Consider the following 26,401-nt stretch of genomic DNA (forward strand, 5'->3'; position numbering starts at 1 on the left):
CTCAGCCGCGCCGGTGCGTGGCGTACGACGGAACGGGCGCCGGACCCGGGCCCGTCAACCACCGTGCGGCGGGCGCCGACGAGGCCCGCATCGCCTCGGCCACCCGGGTCGCCGGGCCGGTGCACAGGCGTATGACGGCGAAGGCGACGACCGCTCCCAGGGCGAGCCCCGCGGCCACGTCGTGCGGATAGTGCACGCCGACGAAGACCCGGGAGAAGGCCATGAGCAGGGCCAGCGGGGCCGTCAGCCGGATGACCGCGCGGCGGACCAGGGCCAGGGCGACGGCCGCGGCGCCGGCGATCGTGGCGTGGTTGCTGGGGAAGGACCAGTCGCCGGACGGCGGGCAGGCGGCGATCGAGGGGGCCGCTCCGGCGACCGCCCGGCACGGACGCTCCTCCGTGAAACCGGACTTGAGCAGCTCACTGCACACATACGCCACGGCCGTGGCCAGAGGTGCAAGGGCCGCGATCGCGAATACGCGGGTGGTTTCGCGCCGGGCCCGCCACCAGGCCGCCGCGCACAGCACGGCGAAGAGCAGGATTCCGGCCTCCGTCCATGTCTCGACGGTGTGTTGTACCCACGTAGGGGTGTCGTGGGCGGCGTCGGTGATGTCGCGGTAGAGCTCGGTGTCCTCGAAGTCCATGGTTACGGACCGTAGGCGGCAGACCGATCCTGTCACAGCTTGCGATCGTCGTGTGCTTCCCCTGACGAAAGACAGGGGTGGGACCGCTGGTTCCGGAATGATGATCCGGAAAACTTGTCGTCGCGGGCGGCGGGTGGGGCCAGCGAAGTGGCCGATCTCTCGTACAGTTTGCGCCGTGGGATCTCTGCGCAATCCGGTCGGGCCGCTTCCCTCCTCCATCTACTGGCGACGGAGGGTCGTACTGGTGTCCGTGGTCGCCCTGTTGGCGCTGCTGACCACCTGGATCGTCACCTCGGGCGGCGGAGGCGACAAGAACGACGCCGGCGGACCCGACGGCAAGAATCCCTCCCCTTCGACGATCACGCCGGGACCGTCCGGCTCCGGGCCGGCGATCAGTCAAGCGCCGGGCGGACGCGACGAGTCGAGCGGCGGGGGCTCTGGTGGCTCGGGGTCGTCCGGGTCCGACGGCGGTGGTACGGGCTCCGGGTCGGGGGACGGCTCCGGTGACTCCGGCTCCGGCTCCGGTGGTACGGACGGTGGCGGTACCGCCGGCGGCGGCACGGAGGGCGGCGCCGGCGGAGGCGTCGGTGCGGGCGACACGCTCCCGGCGAGCTCACCGCTTCCCAACTGCACCGCGAGCGTCGTGCAGTTGACCGTGCGCAGTCTGCGCAACACGTACTCACCCGGCCAGACGCCCACGCTGGAGCTGACCGCGAAGAACTCCTCCGCCAACGACTGCAAGATCGATCTCGGTCCGAAGAACGCGGTGTTGACGATCACTCAGGCGGGCGCGGACGACGACTACTGGTCGTCCGCCGACTGCCCCAAGGTCTCCGACAGCCTGGTGTTCCGGGTGCCCGCCGGCAGCAGCATCACCTACCCGGTGCAGTGGGACCGCAAGTCGAGCGCTCCCCAGTGCGCGACGCCTCCGGCGGGGTCGGCCGGGGCGGGGACGTATCTGGTGGAGGCGAAGACACCGGGGTTCGGGACGGCGCAGGGGTCATTCGTGCTGGACAACGACTAGGGCCGTGGCGAAAGTGGCGCCTGTCGCGCGGCGCCCGGAACCAGGCCCGTGCCCGCCGGGGCACCAGGTGCTGTCACCGGGTGGGCACAGCCACGCCTCAGACGTACCGCTCCAGGATCGACGACTCCGCCAGTCGCGACAGCCCCTCCCGCACGCTCCGCGCCCGGGCCTCGCCGACCCCGTCCACCGTCTGCAGGTCATCCACGCTGGCAGCGAGCAGCTTCTGCAGACCGCCGAAGTGCTCCACCAGCCGGTCGATGATCGCCCCCGGCAGCCTCGGCACCTTCGCCAGCAGCCGGAAACCGCGCGGCGACACCGCCGAGTCCAGCGTCTCCGGCGAGCCGGTGTAGCCCAACGCCCGTGCCACCGTGGGCAGTTCGAGGAGCTCCGCGTGGGTGAGGGCGTCGAGCTCTGACAGTGCTTCCTCGACCGTGCGGGAGCGCTTGGCCGTGGGTTCGGGGACGTAGTCCCGGACGACCAGCTCGCGCTCGGGCTCCACGCCCGCGATCAACTCGTCGAGCTGGAGGGCCAGAAGCCGCCCGTCCGTGCCGAGCTCCACCACGTACTCGGCGATCTCCGTGGCGATGCGGCGCACCATCTCCAGACGCTGGGCCACGGCCGAGACGTCCCGGACGGTCACCAGGTCCTCGATCTCCAGCGCGGACAGCGTGCCCGCGACCTCGTCGAGGCGGAGCTTGTACCGCTCCAGGGTCGCCAGGGCCTGGTTGGCGCGGGACAGGATCGCCGCGGAGTCCTCCAGGACGCGGCGGTGGCCGTCGACGTACAGCGCGATCAGGCGCATGGACTGGGAGACGGAGACGACGGGGAAGCCGACCTGCTTGCTGACCCGGTCCGCCGTGCGGTGCCGCGTGCCCGTCTCCTCGGTCGGGATCGTCGGGTCGGGGAGCAGCTGGACGCCCGCCCGGAGGATCTTCGACAGGTCGGAGGACAGCACGATGCCGCCGTCCAGCTTGCACAGCTCCCGCAGTCGCGTCGCGGTGAACTCGACATCCAGGACGAATCCGCCCGTACACATCGTTTCGACCGTCTTGTCGGAGCCGAGCACGATGAGGCCGCCGGTGTTGCCACGCAGGACTCGCTCGAGGCCGTCGCGCAGGGGCGTGCCGGGTGCCACGGCGCTCAGTGAGGCGCGCATCAGGCCATCGGCACCGGAACTCCCACCGGACTTTCCGGGAGCTGCTGCCCGGTCGTTGGCTGCCACTGCACTCCTCCGGTCGCAGGTTCTGGGGCGCTCCCGTTTCGCACACGTGGTTCGTACGGACGGGCGAGACCAGGGCAAAGTCTACCGGCGGTCTTCCTCGTCCCGTGGGGCCTCTCTGCGACGCGAGCGTGGAAGGACTCTCAGGGCGTCCCCTATGTCCGCGACTTCCAGAACCTTCATGCCGACCGGGATCTTGCCCGGATCGCCCGGCACCAGGGCGTGAGTGAAGCCCAGACGGTGTGCTTCGGCGAGCCGGCGCTGCACGCCCGTGACCCGTCTGACCTCGCCCGCGAGGCCCACTTCGCCGATCGCGACGAGGTTCTTGGGCAGAGGTGTGTCGCTCGCCGCGCTCGCCAGGGCGAGGGCGACGGCCAGGTCCGCGGCAGGCTCCGACAACTTCACACCGCCGACCGTCGCGGAGTAGATGTCCCTTTTGCCCAGGGCGCTGATCCGGCCGCGCTGCTCCAGGACGGCCAGCATCATCGAGACCCGGGAGGTCTCCAGGCCGGACGTGGTCCGCCGGGGGCTGGGGATCTGGGAGTCGACGGTGAGCGCCTGGACCTCGGCCACCAGGGGGCGGCGGCCCTCCAGGGTGACGGTCAGACAGGTGCCGGGCACCGGTTCGGCACGCCGGGTCAGGAACAGGCCGCTCGGGTCGGTGAGGCCGGTGATGCCCTCGTCGTGCAGCTCGAAGCAGCCGACCTCGTCCGTGGTGCCGTAGCGGTTCTTGACGCCCCGCACGAGCCTGAGGCGGGCGTGCCGGTCGCCCTCGAAGTGCAGGACGACGTCCACGAGGTGCTCCAGCAGACGCGGGCCCGCGATGGCGCCGTCCTTGGTGACATGGCCCACAAGGAGCGTGGACATCCCGCGCTCCTTGGAGGCCCGGATCAGCGCCCCCGCCACCTCGCGCACCTGTGCCATGCCGCCGGGGGCGCCGTCGATCTCCGGGGAGGCCACCGTCTGCACCGAGTCGAGGATCAGCAGGGACGGCTTCACCGCGTCCAAGTGGCCGAGCACGGCGGCCAGATCGGTCTCGGCGGCGAGATACAGGTGATCGTCGATGGCCTTGATCCGGTCGGCGCGCAGCCGGACCTGGCTCGCCGACTCCTCGCCGGTCACATAGAGCGTGCGGTGTTCGTCACTGGCCGCCTTGGCCGCCACGTCCAGGAGCAGGGTGGACTTGCCGACGCCGGGCTCGCCCGCGACGAGGACGACCGCGCCGGGCACCAGCCCCCCGCCGAGCACCCGGTCCAGCTCGGGCACGCCGGTGGAGCGGGCGGTGGCCTGTCGGCCGTCGACCTGGCCGATGGGCAGGGCGGAGCTGGTGACGCGCCCCGGCGTCGTCGTACGGACAGCGGGCGCGCCGTACTCCTCGACCGTGCCCCATGCCTGGCACTCGGGGCAGCGGCCGAGCCACTTCGCCGTCTGCCAGCCGCACTCGGTGCAGCGGTAGGACGGTCGGTCCTTCGTGGTCTTGGTACGGGCAGCCATGCGGAAACCGTAACCGCGACCACTGACAATGCGGGCCACGAGCCGGTCACGACCCGGCCACCCCGCAGGACCCGGCGGCCCCACAGACCCCCTGTATCCCGTGCGAATCAGCCGCCACCGGACTCGAACGGGCCGTGGAATCCGGGGTTCCTGTCCCCTTATGAGGGATCGTTTCACCCGTACGGAGTAAATGCGTGCAAGGAGGGCGAAGGGCTGGTCCGCAGCCGCCTACCGTCCACGGATGATGAGCAGCAGTCCGGAGACCTCGACCCGCTCCACCGGCGCACACCGGTCGCACCGGGAGGGCCGTGACCGCGCGGCGGCGCGCACGCTGGCGCAGCGCACCCCCGCGCGCTACGAGCCGTACCTGGACGGCCTGTTCACCTACTGCCTGTCCGTGCTGTGCGACCACGACGCGGCCACCGCCGCACTGGGCGACGTCCTCGCCCTCGCCGAGAAGCGCCGCGGCCCGGACGCGGCGGGGGAGCACAGGGCCTGGCTGTACGCGCTGGCCCGCTGGGCGTGCCTGCGCAAGCTGGCCGAGGCCAAGCAGAAACGTCAGGCCACACACTCGGCGGGCCGCGGCAGCGCCGACCGGCGCCGGCCCGCGCAGCCCGCCACCGGGCCGGTCTCCGAGGAGGCCCAGGAGCGGCGCCGGGGCGAACTGGCCCTGCTCGCCTGGCCGGAGGCCGCCGGCACGACCCCGGAACAGCGCGAGGCGCTCGAACTCGCCGTCCGCCACCACCTCGCCGCCCATGAGATCGCCGCCGTCCTCGGCACGGATCTCGCCGCCGCCCGCGAACTGCTCGCCTCCGCCGCATGCGAGGTCGAGCGCACCCGCGCGGCCCTCGCCGTCGTCGAGACCGGCAGTTGCCCGAGTGTGGCCCGGCTCACCGGCGACAACCAGCTCGTGCTCAGCGCGGCCCTGCGCCGCGAGCTCGTCCGGCACGTCGACGACTGTCCGCGCTGCCGCCGTACCGCCGAACGCGCGGTCCCCGGCCGCTGGCCCGGCGCCGCCGTCATCCCCGCCGAGCTGCACGTCCTCCAGGCGCCCCGCGCCGCCCTGCACGTCGCCATGGCACACGGCCCGCGCGCGCGGGGCATCGCGCCCCGCTTCGACCGGCGCGGTTTCCCGATGGACCCCAAGGACCGCGCCGCCCGAAGAGACCGCCTACGCGCGCGTGCCGTCACCACGACTGTCGTCGCCACCGTGGTGGCCGCCCCCGTGCTCGCCCTGTGGGCCGCCTACCGGGGCACACCGGCCGGCGAGGGCTCCGACGGCCACTCCGCCAGCGCCGGCGAGGCGCATGGCCACGGCATGCTCGACGGCGAGACGGCCGACGGCGGCTACTACGAGAACGCCGGCAACGCCGCCCCCCGCCCCGGCGGCCGATTCACCAAGGGCGGCAAGTCCGATGTCTCCGTGGAGGTCGTCAGCGTCGCGGACGCCGGCCGGAAGAGCGCCGGAAGCCTGGAGGTGGCGGCCGGCCACAGCGGCGACACCACACTCGTCACCCTCACCGCGACGGGCTTCGCGCCGGTGCGCTGGTCCGCGACCACGGCAGTCTCCTGGCTCTACTTCAGCCAGTCGTCGGGAACGCTGCTGCCGGGCGAGTCGTTGACGATCAAGGTCTACGTCGACCCTCTGCGTGAGCCGTCCGGGTACTGGAGGGCACGAGTGGCGGTCGCACCGGCCGGCGCCGTCGTCACCATCGAGGGCTACGGCACCGCGCCCGGCCCCTCCGACCCTGCCCCGGGTCATGGCCATGGTCACCACCCCGGTCACGGCCACCATCCCGGCCCGGGCAACCCCAGCACCCCGCCGCCGTCCGACGCGGCCCCCACGCCGACGACTCCGCCGCCCACGGACCCCACCCCGAGCGACCCGCCCTCGCCGCCCGACCCGGAGCCCTCGCCCACCGACCCCTCGCCGACCGAACCCACGCCGACCGACCCGGGCGGCCCGACACCGCCGCCCACCGAGGCCGGCGACCCGAACCCCTCCACCTCGTAGGCCCGTAGTAGGCCCGTATGAGGCCCGTATGAGGCCCGTACGGGCCTCAAGCGCCGTCAGGCGACAGGATCCGCCGGATGCGGTGCCAGCAACGGCAGCTGCGAGGCCAGCCGCTCCTCGCACAGTTCGACCAGGCGGTCGTACCCCGCCTTGCCCATGAGCTCGATCAGTTCCGGCCGGTAGGAGACGTACACCGGATCGCCCGCGCCGTGCGCCGAGGTCGCCGACGTGCACCACCAGTGCAGGTCGTGTCCGCCCGGACCCCAGCCCCGGCGGTCGTACTCACCGATCGACACCTGGAGCACGCGCGTGTCGTCGGGCCGGTCGATCCACTCGTAGGTCCGCCGCACCGGCAGCTGCCAGCACACGTCCGGCTTGGTCTCGAGCGGCTCGCGGCCCTCTTTCAGGGCGAGGATGTGCAGCGAGCAGCCCGCGCCGCCCGCGAACCCGGGCCGGTTCTGGAAGATGCACGAGCCCTGGTAGGGGCGGGTCTGCCGGTCGCCGTCCTCGTCCTCCGAAACCCAGCCGTTCCGCAGGCCCTCGTCGTGGTTCTGCCAGACGTCCGGAGTGAGCCTGGCCACATGCTCGGCGACCCGCTTCTCGTCGTCCTCGTCGGAGAAGTGGGCGCCCAGGGTGCAGCAGCCGTCGTCCGCGCGGCCCGCCTGGATGCCCTGGCAGCCGCTGCCGAAGATGCAGTTCCAACGCGAGGTCAGCCAAGTCAGATCGCACCGGAAGACCTGCTCGTCGTCCGCCGGATCAGGGAATTCCACCCACGCGCGCGCGAAGTCGAGCCCCTTCTCGTCGGCCTCCCCGGCCCGCTTCGACCTCTTCGGTGCTTTCGCCTGCGAAGAACCCTCGACCGTTTTGGCCTTCTTGGGCATCTTGCCCGCCTTTTCGTCCTTCGCCTTTTTCGTCTTTGGCACCCGTCCAGGGTAAGTCGCCCGGGACCGGACCAGGGACAGTGCCAGGGACAGGTCAAGAAGCAGCTCCGGGCCCTGTCGGCGGCGCAGGTGGCAGTAGCGTGCCGTACATGAGACTCGGTGTCCTCGACGTGGGATCGAACACAGTGCATCTGCTGGTGGTGGATGCGCACCCGGGCGCGCGCCCGCTGCCCGCGCACTCGCACAAGGCGGAGCTGCGCCTTGCCCAGCTTCTCGACGACGGGGCGATCGGACCCGACGGCGTCGAGAAACTGATCACGGTCGTCCAGGAGGCGCTCCAGGCCGCCGAGGACAAAGGCGTCGAGGACCTGCTGCCGTTCGCGACCTCCGCCGTACGGGAGGCCACCAACGCCGACGACGTCCTCGCGCGCGTGCAGGACGAAACCGGCGTCGAGCTCCAGGTCCTCACCGGCGCGGACGAGGCCCGGCTCACCTTCCTCGCCGCCCGGCGCTGGTTCGGCTGGTCCGTGGGCAAGCTGCTCGTCCTCGACATCGGCGGCGGCTCCCTGGAGATCGCCTACGGCATCGACGAGGAACCCGACGCGGCTGTGTCGCTGCCGCTCGGCGCGGGCCGCCTGACCGCGTCCTGGCTGCCCGGCGACCCACCGGACCCGGAGGACATAAGGGCACTACGACGGCACGTCCGGGCCCAGATCGCCCGTACGGTCGGCGAGTTCAGCCGCTTCGGCGCCCCCGACCACGTGGTCGCCACGTCCAAGACCTTCAAGCAACTGGCCCGCCTGGCCGGCGCCGCCCGCTCCGCCGAGGGCCTCTACGTCCAGCGCGAACTGAAGCGGGAGTCCCTGGAGGCGTGGGTGCCGCGGCTCTCGGGCATGACGGCGGACGAGCGAGCCGAGCTGCCGGGAGTCTCGGAGGGCAGAGCGGGCCAGCTCCTCGCCGGCGCCCTGGTCGCCGAAGGCGCGATGGACCTGTTCGGCGTGGAGACCGTGGAGATCTGCCCATGGGCCCTGAGGGAGGGCGTGATCTTGCGGCGACTGGATCACATGGGCTCGGTATAGGTGCCCAAGGCTCGGTATAGGCGCTCAAGGCTCGGTACAGGTGCCCAAGGGGCGCGGGGCCGTGACATTGTGCGGCTCCGCCGCGTGGGCGCGCCGAGCCGCGACAAAACCCGCACCCGCCCATGGCGAAATCCACACCGGCGATCAGGCCCCCGGCCCAACCGCCGGAGTCAACCCGTACTCTGTTCCCCGTGGTGGAACCAGTCCGCATCCCGGATGCGAAGGTCGCCCTGTCCACGGCCTCCGTCTATCCGGAGACGACGGCGACGGCCTTCGAGATCGCCGCGCGTCTCGGGTACGACGGCGTCGAGGTCATGGTGTGGACCGACCCCGTCAGCCAGGACATCGAGGCGCTGCGCAGGCTCAGCGACTACCACCAGATCCCCATCCTGGCCGTACACGCCCCCTGCCTGCTCATCACGCAGCGCGTGTGGTCCACCGACCCCTGGGTCAAGCTCCAGCGCGCCCAGGCGGCCGCCGAGAAGCTCGGCGCGACCACGGTCGTCGTACACCCGCCCTTCCGCTGGCAGCGCCAGTACGCCCGCGACTTCGTCACCGGCATCTGGCGCATGGCGAACGAGACAGATGTGCGGTTCGCCGTCGAGAACATGTACCCCTGGCGCTACCGCGACCGCGAGATGCTCGCCTACGCCCCCGACTGGGACGTCACGAAGGATGACTACCGTCACTTCACGATCGATCTCAGCCACACGGCCACGGCCCGTTCCGACGCGCTCGACATGGTCGACCGCATGGGTGGCCGCCTCGGCCACGTCCACCTCGCCGACGGCAGGGGCTCGGCCAAGGACGAGCACCTCGTCCCCGGCCGCGGCACCCAGCCCTGCGCCGAGCTGCTGGAACGTCTCGCCCTGACCGGCTTCGACGGCCACGTCGTCATCGAGGTCAACACCCGCCGGGCGATGTCGAGCGCCGAACGCGAGGCCGATCTCGCCGAGGCCCTGGCCTTCACTCGCCTGCATCTGGCCTCCGCGGTGAAGGTGCCCCGACGGTGAGCGACGCCACTGCGCGCAGGCGGGGCCGTCCCCCTCGTACGGAATCCGCCGACACCCGCGACCGGATCCTGACCGCGGCCCGCGAGGAGTTCTCCGAGCGCGGCTACGAGAAGACGTCCGTGCGCGGCATCGCGAAGACGGCCGGCGTCGACTCGGCCCTGGTCCACCACTACTTCGGCACCAAGGAGCAGGTCTTCGAGGCGGCCGTCGAGGTGGCCTTCGCGCCCGCGCTGAAGGTGCGGGATGCCGTCCTCGAAGGCCCTCTCGACGACGTCGGCGAGCGCATGACCCGCACCCTCTTCGGCCTCTGGGAGAACCCGGTCACCCGGACCCCGCTGCTCGCGATCGTCCGCTCGGCCGTGAACAACGAGGCCGCGGCCGCAGTCTTCCGCCGCCTGGTCTCCGCGCAGCTGCTGCGGCGCATCGCCGGAGAGCTCGACGCCCCGGACGCGGAGCTGCGCGCGGAACTCGCGGCGGCCCAGCTCGTGGGGATCGCCATGCTCCGGTACGTGATCAAGGTGGAGCCGCTGGCCTCGGCGGACGTGGAGCAGATCATCGTGAGGGTGGCGCCGGTGGTGCAGGGGCATCTCACCGGCCCTTGATCCAAGCCCCTGACAGGGTGAGACGTACATCCCGCATTCCGGACAAGGCGTCCGCCCCTTGGAGCAACCGGCGTACGCTCGACTCAGTCAGAAATCCCAGAACTCCCAAGAACTCCGAAGAACTCCGAAGAACTCCCAAGAACTCCCAGAACTTCCGAAATCTCTGACAGCTGTCTCTGAAGGAGCGAGCGACGATGCCCGAGCTGAGGTCCCGCACAGTCACCCACGGCCGCAATATGGCGGGCGCCCGCGCCCTTATGCGCGCCTCCGGTGTACCCGGTGCGGACATCGGCCGCAAGCCGATCATCGCGGTCGCCAACAGCTTCACGGAGTTCGTGCCGGGCCACACCCACCTGCAGCCGGTGGGCCGGATCGTCAGCGAGGCGATCGTGGAGGCCGGCGGCATCCCGCGCGAGTTCAACACCATCGCGGTCGACGACGGCATCGCGATGGGCCACGGCGGCATGCTCTACAGCCTCCCCTCCCGCGACCTGATCGCGGACAGCGTCGAGTACATGGTCGAGGCGCACTGCGCCGACGCCCTGGTCTGCATCTCCAACTGCGACAAGATCACCCCGGGCATGCTGATGGCGGCCCTGCGCCTGAACATCCCGACGGTCTTCGTCTCCGGCGGCCCGATGGAGTCCGGCCGCGCCACCCTCGTCGACGGCACGGTCCGCACGCTCGACCTGGTCGACGCGATCTCCGACGCCGTGAACGACAAGATCTCCGACGAGGACATCCTCCGTATCGAGGAGAACGCCTGCCCGACCTGCGGCTCCTGCTCCGGCATGTTCACCGCCAACTCGATGAACTGCCTGACGGAGGCCATCGGCCTCTCCCTCCCCGGCAACGGCTCGGTCCTGGCCACCCACACGGCCCGCAAGGCGCTCTACGAGAACGCGGCGCGCACGGTCATGGACATCACCCGCCGCTACTACGAGCAGGACGACGAGACGGTCCTGCCGCGCAACATCGCAACCTTCTCCGCCTTCGAGAACGCGATGGCCCTGGACATCGCGATGGGCGGCTCCACGAACACGATCCTGCACCTGCTGGCGGCGGCCCAGGAGGCGGGCGTCCCCTTCGGCCTGGAGGAGATCAACGACGTCTCGCGCCGCGTGCCCTGCCTGGCGAAGGTCGCCCCGAACGTGGCCAAGGACCGCACGTACTACATGGAGGACGTGCACCGCGCCGGCGGCATCCCGGCCCTCCTCGGCGAACTGCACCGCGCCGGCCTGCTGAACGAGGACGTCCACGCGGTCCACAGCCCGTCCCTGGCGGACTGGCTCAAGACCTGGGACGTCCGCGGCGGCTCGCCCTCCCCGGAGGCCGTGGAGCTGTGGCACGCGGCCCCCGGCTGCGTCCGCTCCGCCGAGGCCTTCTCCCAGTCCGAGCGCTGGGAGGCGCTGGACGAGGACGCCGAGGGCGGCTGCATCCGCAGCGCCGAGCACGCGTACTCGAAGGACGGCGGCCTGGCGGTCCTCAAGGGCAACCTGGCGGTCGACGGCTGTGTGGTGAAGACGGCCGGTGTCGACGAGTCCATCTGGACCTTCGAGGGTCCGGCGGTCGTCTGCGAGTCCCAGGAAGAGGCCGTCGAGAAGATCCTCAACAAGCAGATCACGCACGGTGACGTCGTGGTCATCCGTTACGAGGGCCCCAAGGGCGGCCCCGGCATGCAGGAGATGCTCTACCCCACGTCCTTCCTCAAGGGCCGCGGCCTCGGCAAGACCTGCGCCCTGATCACGGACGGCCGCTTCTCCGGCGGCACCTCGGGCCTGTCCATCGGCCACGCCTCCCCGGAGGCGGCCTCCGGCGGCACGATCGCCCTCGTCCAGGACGGCGACCGCATCCGCATCGACATCCCGAACCGCACGATCGACCTGCTGGTCGACGACGCCGAGCTGGCGCGGCGTGAGCAGGCGCTGGGCGGGGTGTACGCCCCTCAGAGCCGGGACCGGAAGGTCTCGGCGGCCCTGCGGGCGTACGCGGCGATGGCGACCAGCGCGGACAAGGGCGCCGTGCGGGACGTCAGCAAGCTGGGCTGAGGTTTTCGCTGTTCGGGGCCGTCCCTTCGGGGGCGGCCCCTTCGCATGTCACCCGTGCCACGGCCGTCATCAGGTCACCAGGCGGACGGGTCGCTTCCACTCACGGCGAAGACGGTCCCGTCGGGGGCACCGGCGTACACGTGACCGCCCGCGACGACGGGCGTCGGCACCGAGCCGACGACCTGGTCCGAGTTCTCGGCGAACCGCGGTCGTGTCTGCCCGACGAGCTTGCCGTCACGGGCGTCCACGGCGAGCAGCCGCCCGTCAGGGGCCGTGACGTACACGTGCCGGCCATCGGCGACCGGTGCGGATCCCCGGGTCACGGCCGTCTCCAGGCGCCACCGCTGCTCACGCGCGGCCATGTCGACGGCCACCAGCGATCCGCCCGACCCCATGAGGTACACCAGGTTCCCGCGGACAGTGCCATGCGCCTGTTCCAGCGGAACGGGCAGCGCCACCCGCCGCGATACCCCGTTGTCCGGCGTGTAGCGCACCACAGCCTTCGCGTCCTCGTAGACCGCGTCGACGGAGACGAAGAACACCGCCCCGCCCGCCGTACCGACCGGCTTCAGGCTCCCCTTGAGCTGTGCGTCCCATCGCACGTCCCCCGTGTCCGGATCCACCGCGCTGACCCGCGTGCTCTTCCCGTCGCCGGTCGCGCTCGTCGCGTACGCCAGCGGATCTCCGGGGAAGGAGACGAAGTACGGCACCTTGTGCCCCGGTATCCGGTGGCTCCACTTCGTGGCGCCCGAGGCGCTGTCCACACCGGTGACCGTGCCGTCGGCGCCGGTGAGCAGCAGCGCCCCCGCCGCGTACTCCAGCCCGCTGGACAGGGGTACGTCCTGCCGCCAACGCGTCCTGCCCGAAGCGGGATCAAGGGCCTCCAGACGCCGGCTCAGACCCAGCGCGGGCTGCACGAGGCCGCCCGACAGGACCGGCCGTCCGCCGCCCGCCTCGGTGACGGCGTGCCGCCACAGCAGATGACCGTCGGACGGATCGAGGGCGAAGACCAGCCCGGACCGCGCACAGAGCAACTTCCCCGCCCCGTACGAGCACTGGGGCGTCCCCTCCTTGCTCTCGGGCGCCGGCGTCGCCTCCCACGGACCGAACCTCGCCGAGGCGGCGGGCGATGCGCTTGCGCCCTTCGACGCGCTGCTGGGGGTGTCCATCAGCCGCACCGAGGCCAACGCGACGATCGCGGCGAGGCCCAACGCCCCGGCTGTGAGAACCGCCGGTCTGCGCAGACGTCTCCTGGGCCGGGGCTCGGGCTCCTCCTCGGCAGGTGACTCGGACACGGGCTCAAGCTCGGGCTCGAGCGCGTCCACCGTCCGCTGCCCCGGTATGAACACCTGCGTGTCGTACGAGGCCGCCACCGACCGCAGCTCCCGCATCAACTCGTCCGGCGTGGGCCGGTCCTCGGGCTCCTTGGCGAGACAGCGCCGCACGAGCGACGCGAGGTTCTCCGGTACGCCGGTCAGGTCGGGCTCGTCGTGCACGACCTGATAGGCGACGACGTACGGACTGTCGGAGTCGAACGGCCCGCGCCCCGTCGCCGCGTGCACCATCACGGACCCGAGCGCGAAGATGTCGGCGGCCGGCCCGACCTCCCGCGGCCGCCGGAACTGCTCGGGTGCCATGAACGGCGGGGTCCCGATCAACTTCCCGGTCTCGGTCCGCAGTTCGCTGTCCTTTGGCCGAGAAATGCCGAAGTCGATGACCTTGGGCCCGTCCTCCGCGAGCAGCACATTGCTCGGTTTGAGATCCCGGTGCACCACGCCGACCCGATGGATGTCGCGCAACGCCTCGGCCAGCCCGGCCATCAGCCGGCGCAACTGGTCCGGCCCCATGGGCCCGTTCCGCTTCACATGATCGGACAAGGTGGACCCGGGGATGAACAGGGTGGCCATCCAGGGCCGCTCGGCCTCAGGGTCGGCGTCGACGACGGGCGCGGTGAAGGCACCGCTCACCCGCCTGGCCGCACCCACCTCCTGCCGGAACCGCCCCCTGAACTCGGGATCCCTGGCGAACTCGGCATGGACGACCTTCACCGCGACCTTCATCCCCGAGGTGCTCCTGGCGAGGTGCACGACGCCCATGCCGCCGGAGCCCAGACACGACTCCAGACGGTAGTGACCGGCGTATTCCGGAAGTTCCGCTTCCGCGCCCGCTCCGGTGTTGCGCTGTGGCGCCATGGAACCACCCCCGTGCTCTACGTCCGCGCGCGCGACGCACGGAGCCTAGTCGATGACTCGTACGAGACAGAGGCGGCTTGCTAGCCTCTCTGTACGAATCGCGGACATGTGTTTCATGGCGTGATTCGGGGGAATCAACGGGACCCCATGGCAGTCATGGGGTCAAACGGGGGAGGTTTTTCATGTCTGTCGACCGTGCCGAAGAGAGAACCGAAGACGCTGCGGGCACCGATGCGGAGGTCATCACGACCGCGGCGGAGGCCCTGCGCTACTACTCCGTCGCGCCCGGCGTACGCCTCAACGTCCGCAGCGGTCCCGGCACCAACTACACCGTCGTCCGGATCCTGCCCGAGGGCGCCAGAGTCCCGATCTTCTGCCAGGCGCCGGGCACGACGGTGTCGGGTCCGTACGGCACGTCGAACATCTGGGACAACATCGACAACGGCGAGTACGTCTCGGACGCCTACGTGAACACGGGCAGCGACGGCTACATCCGACCGCGCTGTTCCGTGTGATCGTCTGATCGTCTCCGATCCCGACCGGAGCCCGCGGGCCGCCCAGCGCGATAATCAGAGGGTGAGCGACGAACATCCCACCCCACCCACCCCCGCGGGCTCCATCGGCGGCCCCCGCCCGGAGCCCCTCCGCTTCTTCGGCACCACCTGGGTGAACCACGACCACGGCTACACCCGCCGCCGGATCGCCGCATCCGCCGGCTCCCTGGCCGCCGCGGCCGTCTCCTGCCTCGTCCTCCGCTTCGCCTACGAGGGCATCCAGATCGCCGCCATCGGCGGCTTCGTCACCGCCCTCGTCGTCGCCATGTTCGCGATCTGCAGCGCCCTCGCCTTCCGCCACACCTGGGACGGCTTCAACAGACGCCCCGACCCCGACCGCCAGGCTTCCCTCCGCGGCCTGCTCGCCATCGGCTTCGTCGGCTCCCTCCTCGCGTACTTCGCCCGCTCCCTCACCGAGGCCCCCGGCGAGAAACTCCATCGCGAGGAATACGAGACCGCCCTCAACGAACACGAGAAGCGCACGTCTCGCCGCACCCGCAACCCCTCGAAGAAACGCCGCCGCACATAGCCCGGGCCCTCGCGCACGGCCGCCCAGCCCGGGCAGCCGTGCCTCCCCCAGTGCCTTAAAGGCCTGGGGGACCCCCATGGGCGGCACGGGTGGGCGCAGGCGGCTGCCCCAGTAGCGCCGGGTTGAGCGCCCCACTCCCGCCCAGCACCCACGCCGGGTGAAGCAGGCCTCCTACCTCGCCGGGGTCGCCGCCGCCAAGGCTCCGGAAAGCAGGCGGCACTCTCCGATCCGCCCCAGACGACGCCGTCGTCCCGCGCTGGGCTGCGCGACCCACCCCCGTCAGCACCCACGCCGGGTCACCGGAAACTCGGGATACCTGGACCCACCCCGGCCCACCCAACGCCACCCTTCGCCTCTCACCAAAAACTCACCGCCACTGCCCCCCAACCCCCGCCACCATGGCCGTATGACGGCCTCCTTCCACGCCACCCGAGCCCACTCCTTCAACGCCGCCGCAGCCCAGTACGCCGCCAACCGCCCCTCCTACCCGCCCGCCCTCTTCCACGCCGTCGAGGAGCTGGCCGGTCGCCCACTCGCCGGCGCCAGGGTCGCGGACATCGGCGCCGGCACCGGCATCGCGACCGCCCTCCTGGACGCCCGCGGCGCCGACGTCATCGCTGTGGAGCCCGGTGATGGCATGGCGGCCCAGTTCCGCCACAGCCACCCCGACATCCCGATCCTCAAAGGCAACGGCAACACCCTCCCCCTGGCCACCGACTCCCTCGACTTCCTCACCTACGCCCAGGCCTGGCACTGGACCGACCCCACCCTCGCCGTCCCGGAAGCCCTCCGAGTCCTGCGCCCGGGCGGCGCGCTCGCCCTGTGGTGGAACACCGACGCCCTCGACGTGCCGTGGATCGCCGAGGCCGCCGACCGCATCGGCCGCCACTTCGGCACCGCACCCACCGAGGAGAAGAAGGGGGCCGCGGCCCCCACCCAAGCCGCCGACCCCACCGGCCGCCTCGACTTCGCTCGCCGCCAGGTCCGCTGGAGCCGCCGCATCCCCGTCGACACCCACCTCGCCAACATCGGCAGCCACTCGATCTTCCTGGTCCACGGCGAGGAGTCGAGCGCCGCCTTCCTCGCCGAGGAGCGTCAGCACCTGATGCGGACCTTCCCCGACGGAATCGTCGAAGAGGTCTACGACGTCGACCTGCTCGTCGCCATCAACACCTGACGCCCACCAGGAGCGGCCCTACGACGCCGCACCCCGCTCCCGCCTCCAACGTGTCCAGCAGCTTCGGCAACGCAGGAACGTCGCATGCACCGTGAACACCAGCAACCACACGCCGTACACCGAGGCCAAAGAAGCGATACGGCAATAGTGGCAGCCCCCACTGACAACGCCACCGGATCCACCGGCGACGCCCACACATAGGCGCAGCGCGACGAGGAACACGACGAGGGACGCGAACAGATCGGCCCTGCCTACGGCACAGCGCATGAGCACAGCACCTCCGGTTGCAGACCTTGTGAGCAGGAGACTCCGAGCACTCCGCCACGCGCCTGCGCCGCCCAAGTCGCACCCCGCTTGACGGCTCTCATCCACAGGAGCATTATTCATCACGTGATGAATTACGCGCCCGGCCCACCCGACCCGGAAGCAGACAACGAATCCGGCAAGAAGAGCAGGAAGAGCAAGAAGGGCAAGGAGATGCCCCGAACGAACACCACCTCAGCCACCTCTGCCTCAACCTCCGCCGTCCGCGCCGAAGACCTCACCGTCATCCGCGGCCCTCGCACCGTCCTGCGCAGCCTCCGCTTCACCGTCCCGCGCGGCCAGATCACCGGTCTCCTCGGCCCTTCCGGCTGCGGCAAGTCGACCCTCATGCGGGCCATCGTCGGCACCCAGGCCAAGGTCACCGGCACCCTCGACGTCCTCGGCCGCCCCGCCGGCCACCCCACCCTGCGCACCCGCATCGGCTACGTCACCCAAGCACCCTCCGTCTACAACGACCTGACCGTTCGCCAGAACCTCAACTACTTCGCCGCGATCCTCGACCCGGGCCACGCGTCAGCGGACCGCCGCCACGAGAACGTCACCCGAGCCATCGCCGACGTGGATCTGACCACCCACGCCGACGCCCTCGCCGGCAACCTCTCCGGCGGCCAGCGCAGCCGCGTCTCCCTCGCGGTGGCCCTCCTCGGCACCCCCGAACTCCTCGTCCTCGACGAACCGACGGTCGGCCTCGACCCCGTCCTACGCCGCGACCTGTGGAACCTCTTCCACGACATCGCGGCGCAGCGAGGAGCGACGTTGCTCATCTCCTCCCACGTCATGGACGAGGCCGAGCGCTGCCACCGCCTTCTGCTGATGCGCGAGGGCGAGATCCTCGCCGACGACACCCCGGACGCCCTCCGCACCCGTACGCACTCCGAAACGGTCGAGGCGGCATTCCTGCACCTGGTCGACGAGGCCGTCGCGGCCGGCCGCACGAAGGAGACCGCACGATGAGCACGAGCGCGAGCACGACGAGCACATCCAGCACGACGATCACGCCGGCCCCCACCAGCGCCCTGAACGCCTCCCGCACCACCGCCACCGCGACCCGGGTCCTGCGCCAGCTCCACCACGACCCGCGCACGATCGCGATGATGATCCTGATCCCCTGCGTGATGCTGTTCCTGCTGCGCTATGTCTTCGACGGCAGCCCGCGCACCTTCGACAGCATCGGCGCCTCCCTCCTCGGGATCTTCCCCCTGATCACGATGTTCCTGGTGACCTCCATCGCCACCCTGCGCGAACGCACCTCGGGCACCCTGGAACGCCTCCTCGCGATGCCCCTCGGCAAAGGCGACCTCATCGCGGGCTACGCCCTCGCCTTCGGCACTCTCGCGATCATCCAGTCGGCCCTGGCCACCGGCCTGGCGGTCTGGTTCCTCGACCTGGACGTCACGGGCAGCCCCTGGCTCCTCCTCCTGGTAGCCCTCCTCGACGCACTGCTCGGCACAGCCCTGGGCCTCTTCGTCTCGGCCTTCGCGTCCTCGGAATTCCAGGCAGTCCAGTTCATGCCGGCGGTGATCTTCCCCCAACTCCTCCTCTGCGGCCTTTTCACCCCCCGAGACAACATGCACCCCGTCCTGGAAGCCATCTCCAACGTCCTCCCCATGTCCTACGCGGTCGACGGCATGAACGAGGTCCTCAAACACACCGACATGACCGCCAACTTCGTCCGCGACGCCCTGATCGTGGCGGGATGCGCGCTGCTGGTCCTGGCCCTGGGAGCCGCGACACTGCGACGCCGGACGGCGTAGCCCACCCAAACCCTCCAGCGCTTGAGCACGAGGCCGCTCAGGCCAAGGGCGGCCGGGGCCGACGTCCCGCCCACCGGACGCCCAAGCCGCACACACGCCCCTGATGCGAGGATGAACCCGGACGACGCACCCCCCGGAGGGCACCCCAGCCATGACCCAGAAAGTCGCAGTCCTCGGCACCGGCAAGATCGGCGAAGCCCTGCTCAGCGGAATGATCCGCGCCGGCTGGGCCCCGGCCGACCTCCTGGTCACCGCCCGCCGCCCCGAGCGAGCCGAAGAACTCCGCACCCGCTACGGAGTCACCCCGGTCACCAACCCGGAAGCCGCCAAGACCGCCGACACCCTGATCCTCACGGTCAAACCGCAGGACATGGGCACCCTCCTCGACGAACTCGTCCCACACATCCCCGCCGACCGCCTCGTCATCAGCGGCGCCGCAGGAATCCCCACCTCCTTCTTCGAGGAGCGCCTCGCAAAAGGCACCCCGGTCGTCCGCGTCATGACGAACACCCCCGCCCTGGTCGACGAGGCCATGTCCGTCATCTCCGCCGGCACCCACGCCACCGCCGACCACCTCGCCCACACCGAGGAGATCTTCGGCGCCGTCGGCAAGACGCTCCGCGTCCCCGAGTCCCAGCAGGACGCCTGCACCGCCCTCTCCGGCTCCGGCCCGGCCTACTTCTTCTACCTGGTCGAAGCCATGACGGACGCCGGGATCCTCCTCGGCCTGCCCCGCGACAAGGCCCACGACCTGATCGTCCAGTCCGCGATCGGCGCCGCCACCATGCTCCGCGACAGCGGCGAACACCCGGTCAAGCTCCGCGAGAACGTCACCTCCCCCGCGGGCACGACCATCAACGCCATCCGCGAACTCGAGAACCACGGCGTACGAGCCGCGCTCATCGCCGCCCTCGAAGCCGCCCGCGACCGCAGCCGCGAACTGGCCTCCGGCAACAACAGCTGACGCCCCGCCGCCCCCGCCCGCCCGGGGGCGGCGACACGCCACCCCTACCCGGCAGACACGCCCATCACGGTCTCCGAGGCAACGGCCGGCAACAGCCCGATCGCCCGATACGCGGCATCAACGGTCGGCCGCGCCATCGCCCGCGCTCTCTCCGCACCATCCCGCAGCACCCCCTCCACAAAGCCAGGATCCGCGCACAGCTCCCTGTGCCTCTCCTGCACGGGTCTCAAGACCTCGACCACAGCCTCCGCGGTGTCCGTCTTCAAGGCGCCGTACGACTCATATACACCGCTCAGGTCCGATGGGTTCCCACCCGTGCACGCCGCGAGGATCTCCAACAGATTCGCGACACCAGGCCGTGCCTCCCGGTCGTACACGACCTCCCGCCCACTGTCGGTCACCGCCCGCATGACCTTCTTCCGCACCACGTCCGGCTCGTCCAGCAGATAGACGATCCCAGGCCCCGCGTCGTCGCTCTTCCCCATCTTCGACGTCGGCTCCTGCAGATTCATGACCCGAGCAGCCACGCCCGGCCGCGTCGCCCGAGGCACCACGAACGTATGCCCGTACCGCTGGTTGAACCGCACCGCCAGATCCCGGGTCAGCTCCACATGCTGAACCTGATCGTCCCCGACCGGCACCTCGTCGCTCTCGTACGCCAGGATGTCCGCGGCCATCAGCACGGGATACGTCAGCAGCGACAGCCGCACACTCCCGCCCCGCGCCCGCTCCCGCGTGGCCTTCTCCTTGTACTGGATCATCCGCCGCATCTCGCCGTCCGTGGCCACGCACTCCAGCAGATACGACAGCCGCGCGTGCTCATCCACATGACTCTGTACGAACACGGTGCACAGCGCCGGATCCAGCCCTGTCGCCAACAGCAATGTGGCCGCCTGCCGACTCAGCCGCCGCACCCGCGCCGGATCATGATGGACGGTCAACGCGTGCAGATCCACGATGCAGAACAGGGACTCGGCCTGATGCTGGTCGACGGCAGCCCACCGCCGCATGGCCCCCAAGTAGTTCCCCAGCGTCAGATGCCCGGTCGGCTTGATCCCACTGAAGACCCGCGTCATCTCTCCCTCTCCTCCTGGTCGAGCCGGCCACCTCGGCCGGCCGGCTGCCCCTCGGAGTTCTGGAGGGAAAACAAGAACGGCCGCCGAGGAGGCGGCCGTTGAGTGCATACGTGGGGACGGCCGCCGTCAGGCGGCCCACCACCGCTGGGTGCACGTACGCGTCGTCATGCAGTTCAGGCTACGCCTCCTCAGCGCCGCCCGGGGCCCAAGTTGACACCCTCGGACCCGGTCCGTACTGTTCTCCGAGTTGTCCGACGTGAGTGCCGGTCACGGTCGGTCCCCGGACAGCCATTCCGCAAGTACCAACCACACTCGACGACAATCGTCCTGCCGTCGTGATGTTGGCATGCGTATTTGCGTAATGAGGAATCCGCGCCCGAAAGGACGCAGCCCCCGATTAGCGTCGGGAGCAGGGAATCCGCTAAAGTCTCACTCGTCGGAACGGCTCAACGGCCGAGAAGACAACTCCCGCTGACTGGGAATCGGGTCGGAAAAGGATCTGATAGAGTCGGAAACGCAAGACCGAAGGGAAGCGCCCGGAGGAAAGCCACGAGAGAGTCTCTCGGGTGAGTACAAAGGAAGCGTCCGTTCCTTGAGAACTCAACAGCGTGCCAAAAGTCAACGCCAGATATGTTGATACCCCGTCCATCGGATCTTTCCGGTGGCGAGGTTCCTTTGAAGAATACACAGCGAGGACGCTGTGAACCGCCGGGCTTATTCCGCCCGGTGGTTCCGCTCTCGTGGTGTCGTCCCGCAGTCTTTAATTAGACGCAGTCGGGAAAACATTCACGGAGAGTTTGATCCTGGCTCAGGACGAACGCTGGCGGCGTGCTTAACACATGCAAGTCGAACGATGAACCACTTCGGTGGGGATTAGTGGCGAACGGGTGAGTAACACGTGGGCAATCTGCCCTTCACTCTGGGACAAGCCCTGGAAACGGGGTCTAATACCGGATAGCACTCTCGTGGGCATCTGCGAGGGTTGAAAGCTCCGGCGGTGAAGGATGAGCCCGCGGCCTATCAGCTTGTTGGTGAGGTAATGGCTCACCAAGGCGACGACGGGTAGCCGGCCTGAGAGGGCGACCGGCCACACTGGGACTGAGACACGGCCCAGACTCCTACGGGAGGCAGCAGTGGGGAATATTGCACAATGGGCGAAAGCCTGATGCAGCGACGCCGCGTGAGGGATGACGGCCTTCGGGTTGTAAACCTCTTTCAGCAGGGAAGAAGCGAAAGTGACGGTACCTGCAGAAGAAGCGCCGGCTAACTACGTGCCAGCAGCCGCGGTAATACGTAGGGCGCAAGCGTTGTCCGGAATTATTGGGCGTAAAGAGCTCGTAGGCGGCTTGTCACGTCGGGTGTGAAAGCCCGGGGCTTAACCCCGGGTCTGCATTCGATACGGGCTAGCTAGAGTGTGGTAGGGGAGATCGGAATTCCTGGTGTAGCGGTGAAATGCGCAGATATCAGGAGGAACACCGGTGGCGAAGGCGGATCTCTGGGCCATTACTGACGCTGAGGAGCGAAAGCGTGGGGAGCGAACAGGATTAGATACCCTGGTAGTCCACGCCGTAAACGGTGGGAACTAGGTGTTGGCGACATTCCACGTCGTCGGTGCCGCAGCTAACGCATTAAGTTCCCCGCCTGGGGAGTACGGCCGCAAGGCTAAAACTCAAAGGAATTGACGGGGGCCCGCACAAGCAGCGGAGCATGTGGCTTAATTCGACGCAACGCGAAGAACCTTACCAAGGCTTGACATACACCGGAAACGTCCAGAGATGGGCGCCCCCTTGTGGTCGGTGTACAGGTGGTGCATGGCTGTCGTCAGCTCGTGTCGTGAGATGTTGGGTTAAGTCCCGCAACGAGCGCAACCCTTGTTCTGTGTTGCCAGCATGCCCTTCGGGGTGATGGGGACTCACAGGAGACCGCCGGGGTCAACTCGGAGGAAGGTGGGGACGACGTCAAGTCATCATGCCCCTTATGTCTTGGGCTGCACACGTGCTACAATGGCCGGTACAATGAGCTGCGATACCGTGAGGTGGAGCGAATCTCAAAAAGCCGGTCTCAGTTCGGATTGGGGTCTGCAACTCGACCCCATGAAGTCGGAGTTGCTAGTAATCGCAGATCAGCATTGCTGCGGTGAATACGTTCCCGGGCCTTGTACACACCGCCCGTCACGTCACGAAAGTCGGTAACACCCGAAGCCGGTGGCCCAACCCCCTTGTGGGGAGGGAGCTGTCGAAGGTGGGACTGGCGATTGGGACGAAGTCGTAACAAGGTAGCCGTACCGGAAGGTGCGGCTGGATCACCTCCTTTCTAAGGAGCACTTCTCAGCCGGTCCTTCGGGGCTGGTTCAGAGGCCAGTTCATCGGCGAACGTCCGGTGCTGGTTGCTCATGGGTGGAACGTTGACTACTCGGCACACTTGATCGTCTTCTCCTTCTAGTACTGCTCTTCGGAGCGTGGAACGTTGAGGGGAGCGGGAAGGGTGTCGGGCACGCTGTTGGGTGTCTGAGGGCACGGCCGCAAGGTCTGTCTTCGGGTGCCGGCCCCAGTGAACTCCGGATCAATTCCGGGGGTGATGGGTGGCTGGTCGTTGTTTGAGAACTGCACAGTGGACGCGAGCATCTGTGGCCAAGTTTTTAAGGGCGCACGGTGGATGCCTTGGTACCAGGAACCGATGAAGGACGTGGGAGGCCACGATAGGCCCCGGGGAGTCGTCAACCAGGCTTTGATCCGGGGGTGTCCGAATGGGGAAACCCGGCAGTCGTCATGGGCTGTCACCCATACCTGAACACATAGGGTATGTGGAGGGAACGCGGGGAAGTGAAACATCTCAGTACCCGCAGGAAGAGAAAACAACCGTGATTCCGGGAGTAGTGGCGAGCGAAACCGGATGAGGCTAAACCGTATACGTGTGAGACCCGGCAGGGGTTGCGTATGCGGGGTTGTGGGATCTCTCTTTCACGGTCTGCCGGCCGTGGGACGAGTCAGAAACCGTTGATGTAGGCGAAGGACATGCGAAAGGTCCGGCGTAGAGGGTAAGACCCCCGTAGTCGAAACGTCAGCGGCTCGTTGGAGAGACACCCAAGTAGCACGGGGCCCGAGAAATCCCGTGTGAATCTGGCGGGACCACCCGCTAAGCCTAAATATTCCCTGGTGACCGATAGCGGATAGTACCGTGAGGGAATGGTGAAAAGTACCGCGGGAGCGGAGTGAAATAGTACCTGAAACCGTGTGCCTACAAGCCGTGGGAGCGTCGGGCAAGCACTTGTGTTTGTCTCGTGACTGCGTGCCTTTTGAAGAATGAGCCTGCGAGTTTGCGGTGTGTTGCGAGGTTAACCCGTGTGGGGAAGCCGTAGCGAAAGCGAGTCCGAACAGGGCGTTTTAGTAGCATGCTCAAGACCCGAAGCGGAGTGATCTAGCCATGGGCAGGTTGAAGCGGCTGTAAGAGGTCGTGGAGGACCGAACCCACCAGGGTTGAAAACCTGGGGGATGACCTGTGGTTAGGGGTGAAAGGCCAATCAAACTCCGTGATAGCTGGTTCTCCCCGAAATGCATTTAGGTGCAGCGTCGTGTGTTTCTTGCCGGAGGTAGAGCACTGGATAGGCGATGGGCCCTACCGGGTTACTGACCTTAGCCAAACTCCGAATGCCGGTAAGTGAGAGCGCGGCAGTGAGACTGTGGGGGATAAGCTCCATGGTCGAGAGGGAAACAGCCCAGAGCATCGACTAAGGCCCCTAAGCGTACGCTAAGTGGGAAAGGATGTGGAGTCGCACAGACAACCAGGAGGTTGGCTTAGAAGCAGCCACCCTTGAAAGAGTGCGTAATAGCTCACTGGTCAAGTGATTCCGCGCCGACAATGTAGCGGGGCTCAAGCGTACCGCCGAAGTCGTGTCATTGCAGCATGAGCCCCAACGGGCGCTGTGATGGGTAGGGGAGCGTCGTCTGCCGGGTGAAGCAGCCGCGGAAGCGAGTTGTGGACGGTTGACGAGTGAGAATGCAGGCATGAGTAGCGATACACACGTGGGAAACGTGTGCGCCGATTGACTAAGGGTTCCTGGGTCAAGCTGATCTGCCCAGGGTAAGTCGGGACCTAAGGCGAGGCCGACAGGCGTAGTCGATGGATAACCGGTTGATATTCCGGTACCCGCTGTGAAGCGTCAAACATTGAATCCAGTGATGCTAAGCCCGTGAAGCCGTTCCGGACCCTTCGGGGAATGGAAAGTGGTGGAGCCGGTGGCCCGAGCTGGTAGTAGGTGAGTGATGGGGTGACGCAGGAAGGTAGTCCATCCCGGGCGGTGGTTGTCCCGGGGTAAGGGTGTAGGCCGGTGTGCAGGTAAATCCGTACACCGTTAAGGCTGAGACCTGATGCCGAGCCGATTGTGGTGAAGTGGATGATCCTATGCTGTCGAGAAAAGCCTCTAGCGAGTTTCATGGCGGCCCGTACCCTAAACCGACTCAGGTGGTCAGGTAGAGAATACCGAGGCGTTCGGGTGAACTATGGTTAAGGAACTCGGCAAAATGCCCCCGTAACTTCGGGAGAAGGGGGGCCATGTCCGGTGAAGGGCTTTGCGCCTGGAGCTGGGGGTGGCCGCAGAGACCAGCGAGAAGCGACTGTTTACTAAAAACACAGGTCCGTGCGAAGCCGTAAGGCGATGTATACGGACTGACGCCTGCCCGGTGCTGGAACGTTAAGGGGACCGGTTAGTCCGATTTCGGTCGGGCGAAGCTGAGAACTTAAGCGCCAGTAAACGGCGGTGGTAACTATAACCATCCTAAGGTAGCGAAATTCCTTGTCGGGTAAGTTCCGACCTGCACGAATGGCGTAACGACTTCTCGACTGTCTCAACCATAGGCCCGGTGAAATTGCACTACGAGTAAAGATGCTCGTTTCGCGCAGCAGGACGGAAAGACCCCGGGACCTTTACTACAGTTTGATATTGGTGTTCGGTTCGGCTTGTGTAGGATAGCTGGGAGACTTTGAAGCTGTCACGCCAGTGGTGGTGGAGTCGTCGTTGAAATACCAGTCTGGTCGTGCTGGATGTCTAACCTGGGTCCGTGATCCGGATCAGGGACAGTGTCTGATGGGTAGTTTAACTGGGGCGGTTGCCTCCTAAAGAGTAACGGAGGCGCCCAAAGGTTCCCTCAGCCTGGTTGGTAATCAGGTGTTGAGTGTAAGTGCACAAGGGAGCTTGACTGTGAGACCGACGGGTCGAGCAGGGACGAAAGTCGGGACTAGTGATCCGGCGGTGGCTTGTGGAAGCGCCGTCGCTCAACGGATAAAAGGTACCCCGGGGATAACAGGCTGATCTTCCCCAAGAGTCCATATCGACGGGATGGTTTGGCACCTCGATGTCGGCTCGTCGCATCCTGGGGCTGGAGTCGGTCCCAAGGGTTGGGCTGTTCGCCCATTAAAGCGGTACGCGAGCTGGGTTTAGAACGTCGTGAGACAGTTCGGTCCCTATCCGCTGTGCGCGTAGGAGTCTTGAGAAGGGCTGTCCCTAGTACGAGAGGACCGGGACGGACGAACCTCTGGTGTGCCAGTTGTTCTGCCAAGGGCATGGCTGGTTGGCTACGTTCGGGAGGGATAACCGCTGAAAGCATCTAAGCGGGAAGCCTGCTTCGAGATGAGGACTCCCACCCCCTTTGAGGGGTTAAGGCTCCCAGTAGACGACTGGGTTGATAGGCCGGATATGGAAGCACTGTAAGGTGTGGAGTTGACCGGTACTAATAGGCCGAGGGCTTGTCCTCAGTTGCTCGCGTCCACTGTGTTGGTTCTGAAACCACGAACAGCCCCGTTGCCGGGCCACACGGC

The 26,401-nt window shown here is 68.1% G+C and carries 18 protein-coding genes and 2 rRNA genes; 14 read left to right on the forward strand and 6 right to left on the reverse strand.

The window, feature by feature from the left end; translation table 11 throughout:
- Nucleotide 1: 1 nt before the first annotated feature.
- A complete protein-coding gene (locus Q4V64_RS29880) occupies nt 2-643 on the reverse strand; it encodes a phosphatase PAP2 family protein (RefSeq protein ID WP_172629201.1) in 642 nt (213 codons plus the stop codon).
- A 175-nt stretch (nt 644-818) separates the two neighbouring features.
- On the opposite strand from Q4V64_RS29880, the gene Q4V64_RS29885 reads away from it, so the two are divergent.
- Nucleotides 819-1,667 (forward strand): hypothetical protein, encoded by an 849-nt coding sequence (locus Q4V64_RS29885; RefSeq protein WP_124440172.1) that lies wholly within the window; start codon nt 819-821, stop codon nt 1,665-1,667.
- A gap of 97 nt (nt 1,668-1,764) precedes the next feature.
- On the opposite strand, the gene disA is transcribed toward Q4V64_RS29885, so the two are convergent.
- A complete protein-coding gene (gene disA, locus Q4V64_RS29890; protein WP_124440171.1) occupies nt 1,765-2,889 on the reverse strand; it encodes a DNA integrity scanning diadenylate cyclase DisA in 1,125 nt (374 codons plus the stop codon).
- Between the two features lie 81 nt (nt 2,890-2,970).
- Nucleotides 2,971-4,380 (reverse strand): DNA repair protein RadA, encoded by a 1,410-nt coding sequence (gene radA, locus Q4V64_RS29895; protein WP_124440170.1) that lies wholly within the window; start codon nt 4,378-4,380, stop codon nt 2,971-2,973.
- Between the two features lie 241 nt (nt 4,381-4,621).
- Between radA and Q4V64_RS29900 the strand changes: the two genes are divergently transcribed.
- Nucleotides 4,622-6,394, forward strand: a complete 1,773-nt coding sequence (locus tag Q4V64_RS29900) for a hypothetical protein (protein WP_124440169.1) — start codon at nt 4,622-4,624, stop codon at nt 6,392-6,394.
- Between the two features lie 56 nt (nt 6,395-6,450).
- Here the strand turns inward: Q4V64_RS29900 and Q4V64_RS29905 are convergent, their stop codons facing one another.
- Nucleotides 6,451-7,317 carry a hypothetical protein gene (locus Q4V64_RS29905; protein WP_124440168.1) on the reverse strand — a complete coding sequence of 289 codons (867 nt, stop codon included), beginning with the start codon at nt 7,315-7,317 and terminating at the stop codon, nt 6,451-6,453.
- A 107-nt stretch (nt 7,318-7,424) separates the two neighbouring features.
- On the opposite strand from Q4V64_RS29905, the gene Q4V64_RS29910 reads away from it, so the two are divergent.
- The 4 genes from Q4V64_RS29910 to ilvD all read left to right on the forward strand — a co-directional run bounded on the left by Q4V64_RS29910 (nt 7,425) and on the right by ilvD (nt 12,017).
- Complete coding sequence (locus Q4V64_RS29910; RefSeq protein WP_124440167.1) at nt 7,425-8,354, forward strand: Ppx/GppA phosphatase family protein; 930 nt, start codon at nt 7,425-7,427, stop codon at nt 8,352-8,354.
- Between the two features lie 191 nt (nt 8,355-8,545).
- Nucleotides 8,546-9,367, forward strand: a complete 822-nt coding sequence (locus tag Q4V64_RS29915) for a sugar phosphate isomerase/epimerase (protein WP_124440166.1) — start codon at nt 8,546-8,548, stop codon at nt 9,365-9,367.
- A complete protein-coding gene (locus Q4V64_RS29920) occupies nt 9,364-9,969 on the forward strand; it encodes a TetR family transcriptional regulator (protein ID WP_124440165.1) in 606 nt (201 codons plus the stop codon). Before Q4V64_RS29915 ends, Q4V64_RS29920 begins: the two co-directional genes overlap by 4 nt.
- 194 nt (nt 9,970-10,163) lie before the next feature.
- Nucleotides 10,164-12,017 carry a dihydroxy-acid dehydratase gene (gene ilvD / locus Q4V64_RS29925; RefSeq protein WP_124440164.1) on the forward strand — a complete coding sequence of 618 codons (1,854 nt, stop codon included), beginning with the start codon at nt 10,164-10,166 and terminating at the stop codon, nt 12,015-12,017.
- 74 nt (nt 12,018-12,091) lie between these two features.
- On the opposite strand, the gene Q4V64_RS29930 is transcribed toward ilvD, so the two are convergent.
- The gene (locus Q4V64_RS29930; RefSeq protein WP_124440163.1) at nt 12,092-14,209 is read right to left on the reverse strand and encodes a serine/threonine-protein kinase; all 2,118 of its coding nucleotides are present in this window, start codon (nt 14,207-14,209) and stop codon (nt 12,092-12,094) included.
- Nucleotides 14,210-14,391: 182 nt separating this feature from the next.
- Between Q4V64_RS29930 and Q4V64_RS29935 the strand changes: the two genes are divergently transcribed.
- From Q4V64_RS29935 to proC, 6 genes are all read left to right on the forward strand, one after another.
- Entirely contained in the window at nt 14,392-14,724 is a 333-nt protein-coding gene (locus tag Q4V64_RS29935; protein ID WP_124440162.1) for an SH3 domain-containing protein, read from the forward strand.
- A gap of 61 nt (nt 14,725-14,785) precedes the next feature.
- Nucleotides 14,786-15,292 (forward strand): EamA/RhaT family transporter, encoded by a 507-nt coding sequence (locus Q4V64_RS29940; RefSeq protein ID WP_124440161.1) that lies wholly within the window; start codon nt 14,786-14,788, stop codon nt 15,290-15,292.
- 406 nt (nt 15,293-15,698) lie between these two features.
- Nucleotides 15,699-16,469 carry a class I SAM-dependent methyltransferase gene (locus tag Q4V64_RS29945; protein WP_124440160.1) on the forward strand — a complete coding sequence of 257 codons (771 nt, stop codon included), beginning with the start codon at nt 15,699-15,701 and terminating at the stop codon, nt 16,467-16,469.
- A gap of 477 nt (nt 16,470-16,946) precedes the next feature.
- A complete protein-coding gene (locus Q4V64_RS29950; protein WP_124440252.1) occupies nt 16,947-17,747 on the forward strand; it encodes an ABC transporter ATP-binding protein in 801 nt (266 codons plus the stop codon).
- Complete coding sequence (locus tag Q4V64_RS29955) at nt 17,744-18,547, forward strand: ABC transporter permease (RefSeq protein ID WP_124440158.1); 804 nt, start codon at nt 17,744-17,746, stop codon at nt 18,545-18,547. Before Q4V64_RS29950 ends, Q4V64_RS29955 begins: the two co-directional genes overlap by 4 nt.
- Before the next feature lie 151 nt (nt 18,548-18,698).
- Nucleotides 18,699-19,511: a pyrroline-5-carboxylate reductase gene (proC, locus tag Q4V64_RS29960; RefSeq protein WP_124440157.1), complete on the forward strand. Its 813-nt coding sequence runs from the start codon at nt 18,699-18,701 to the stop codon at nt 19,509-19,511.
- A 44-nt stretch (nt 19,512-19,555) separates the two neighbouring features.
- Here the strand turns inward: proC and trpS are convergent, their stop codons facing one another.
- Nucleotides 19,556-20,587 (reverse strand): tryptophan--tRNA ligase, encoded by a 1,032-nt coding sequence (gene trpS, locus Q4V64_RS29965; RefSeq protein ID WP_124440156.1) that lies wholly within the window; start codon nt 20,585-20,587, stop codon nt 19,556-19,558.
- Between the two features lie 785 nt (nt 20,588-21,372).
- Here trpS and Q4V64_RS29970 point away from each other — a divergent pair.
- Nucleotides 21,373-22,900 (forward strand): 16S ribosomal RNA (locus Q4V64_RS29970).
- A gap of 315 nt (nt 22,901-23,215) precedes the next feature.
- Nucleotides 23,216-26,337, forward strand: a 23S ribosomal RNA gene (locus tag Q4V64_RS29975).
- Together the 16S and 23S rRNA genes form the textbook arrangement of a ribosomal RNA operon.
- The last annotated feature ends 64 nt before the right edge of the window (nt 26,338-26,401 follow it).

It is taken from the genome of Streptomyces sp. NL15-2K, assembly GCF_030551255.1.
In the GTDB taxonomy this organism is placed as follows: Bacteria; Actinomycetota; Actinomycetes; order Streptomycetales; family Streptomycetaceae; genus Streptomyces.

Coding starts and splice junctions, on each gene's coding strand:
- Q4V64_RS29880 (WP_172629201.1), bottom strand. CDS start 643: ATGGACTTCGAGGACACCGAGCTCTACCGCGACATCACCGACGCCGCC.
- radA (WP_124440170.1), bottom strand. CDS start 4,380: ATGGCTGCCCGTACCAAGACCACGAAGGACCGACCGTCCTACCGCTGC.
- Q4V64_RS29900 (WP_124440169.1), top strand. CDS start 4,622: ATGATGAGCAGCAGTCCGGAGACCTCGACCCGCTCCACCGGCGCACAC.
- Q4V64_RS29910 (WP_124440167.1), top strand. CDS start 7,425: ATGAGACTCGGTGTCCTCGACGTGGGATCGAACACAGTGCATCTGCTG.
- ilvD (WP_124440164.1), top strand. CDS start 10,164: ATGCCCGAGCTGAGGTCCCGCACAGTCACCCACGGCCGCAATATGGCG.
- Q4V64_RS29930 (WP_124440163.1), bottom strand. CDS start 14,209: ATGGCGCCACAGCGCAACACCGGAGCGGGCGCGGAAGCGGAACTTCCG.
- Q4V64_RS29935 (WP_124440162.1), top strand. CDS start 14,392: ATGTCTGTCGACCGTGCCGAAGAGAGAACCGAAGACGCTGCGGGCACC.
- Q4V64_RS29945 (WP_124440160.1), top strand. CDS start 15,699: ATGACGGCCTCCTTCCACGCCACCCGAGCCCACTCCTTCAACGCCGCC.
- Q4V64_RS29950 (WP_124440252.1), top strand. CDS start 16,947: ATGCCCCGAACGAACACCACCTCAGCCACCTCTGCCTCAACCTCCGCC.
- Q4V64_RS29955 (WP_124440158.1), top strand. CDS start 17,744: ATGAGCACGAGCGCGAGCACGACGAGCACATCCAGCACGACGATCACG.
- proC (WP_124440157.1), top strand. CDS start 18,699: ATGACCCAGAAAGTCGCAGTCCTCGGCACCGGCAAGATCGGCGAAGCC.
- trpS (WP_124440156.1), bottom strand. CDS start 20,587: ATGACGCGGGTCTTCAGTGGGATCAAGCCGACCGGGCATCTGACGCTG.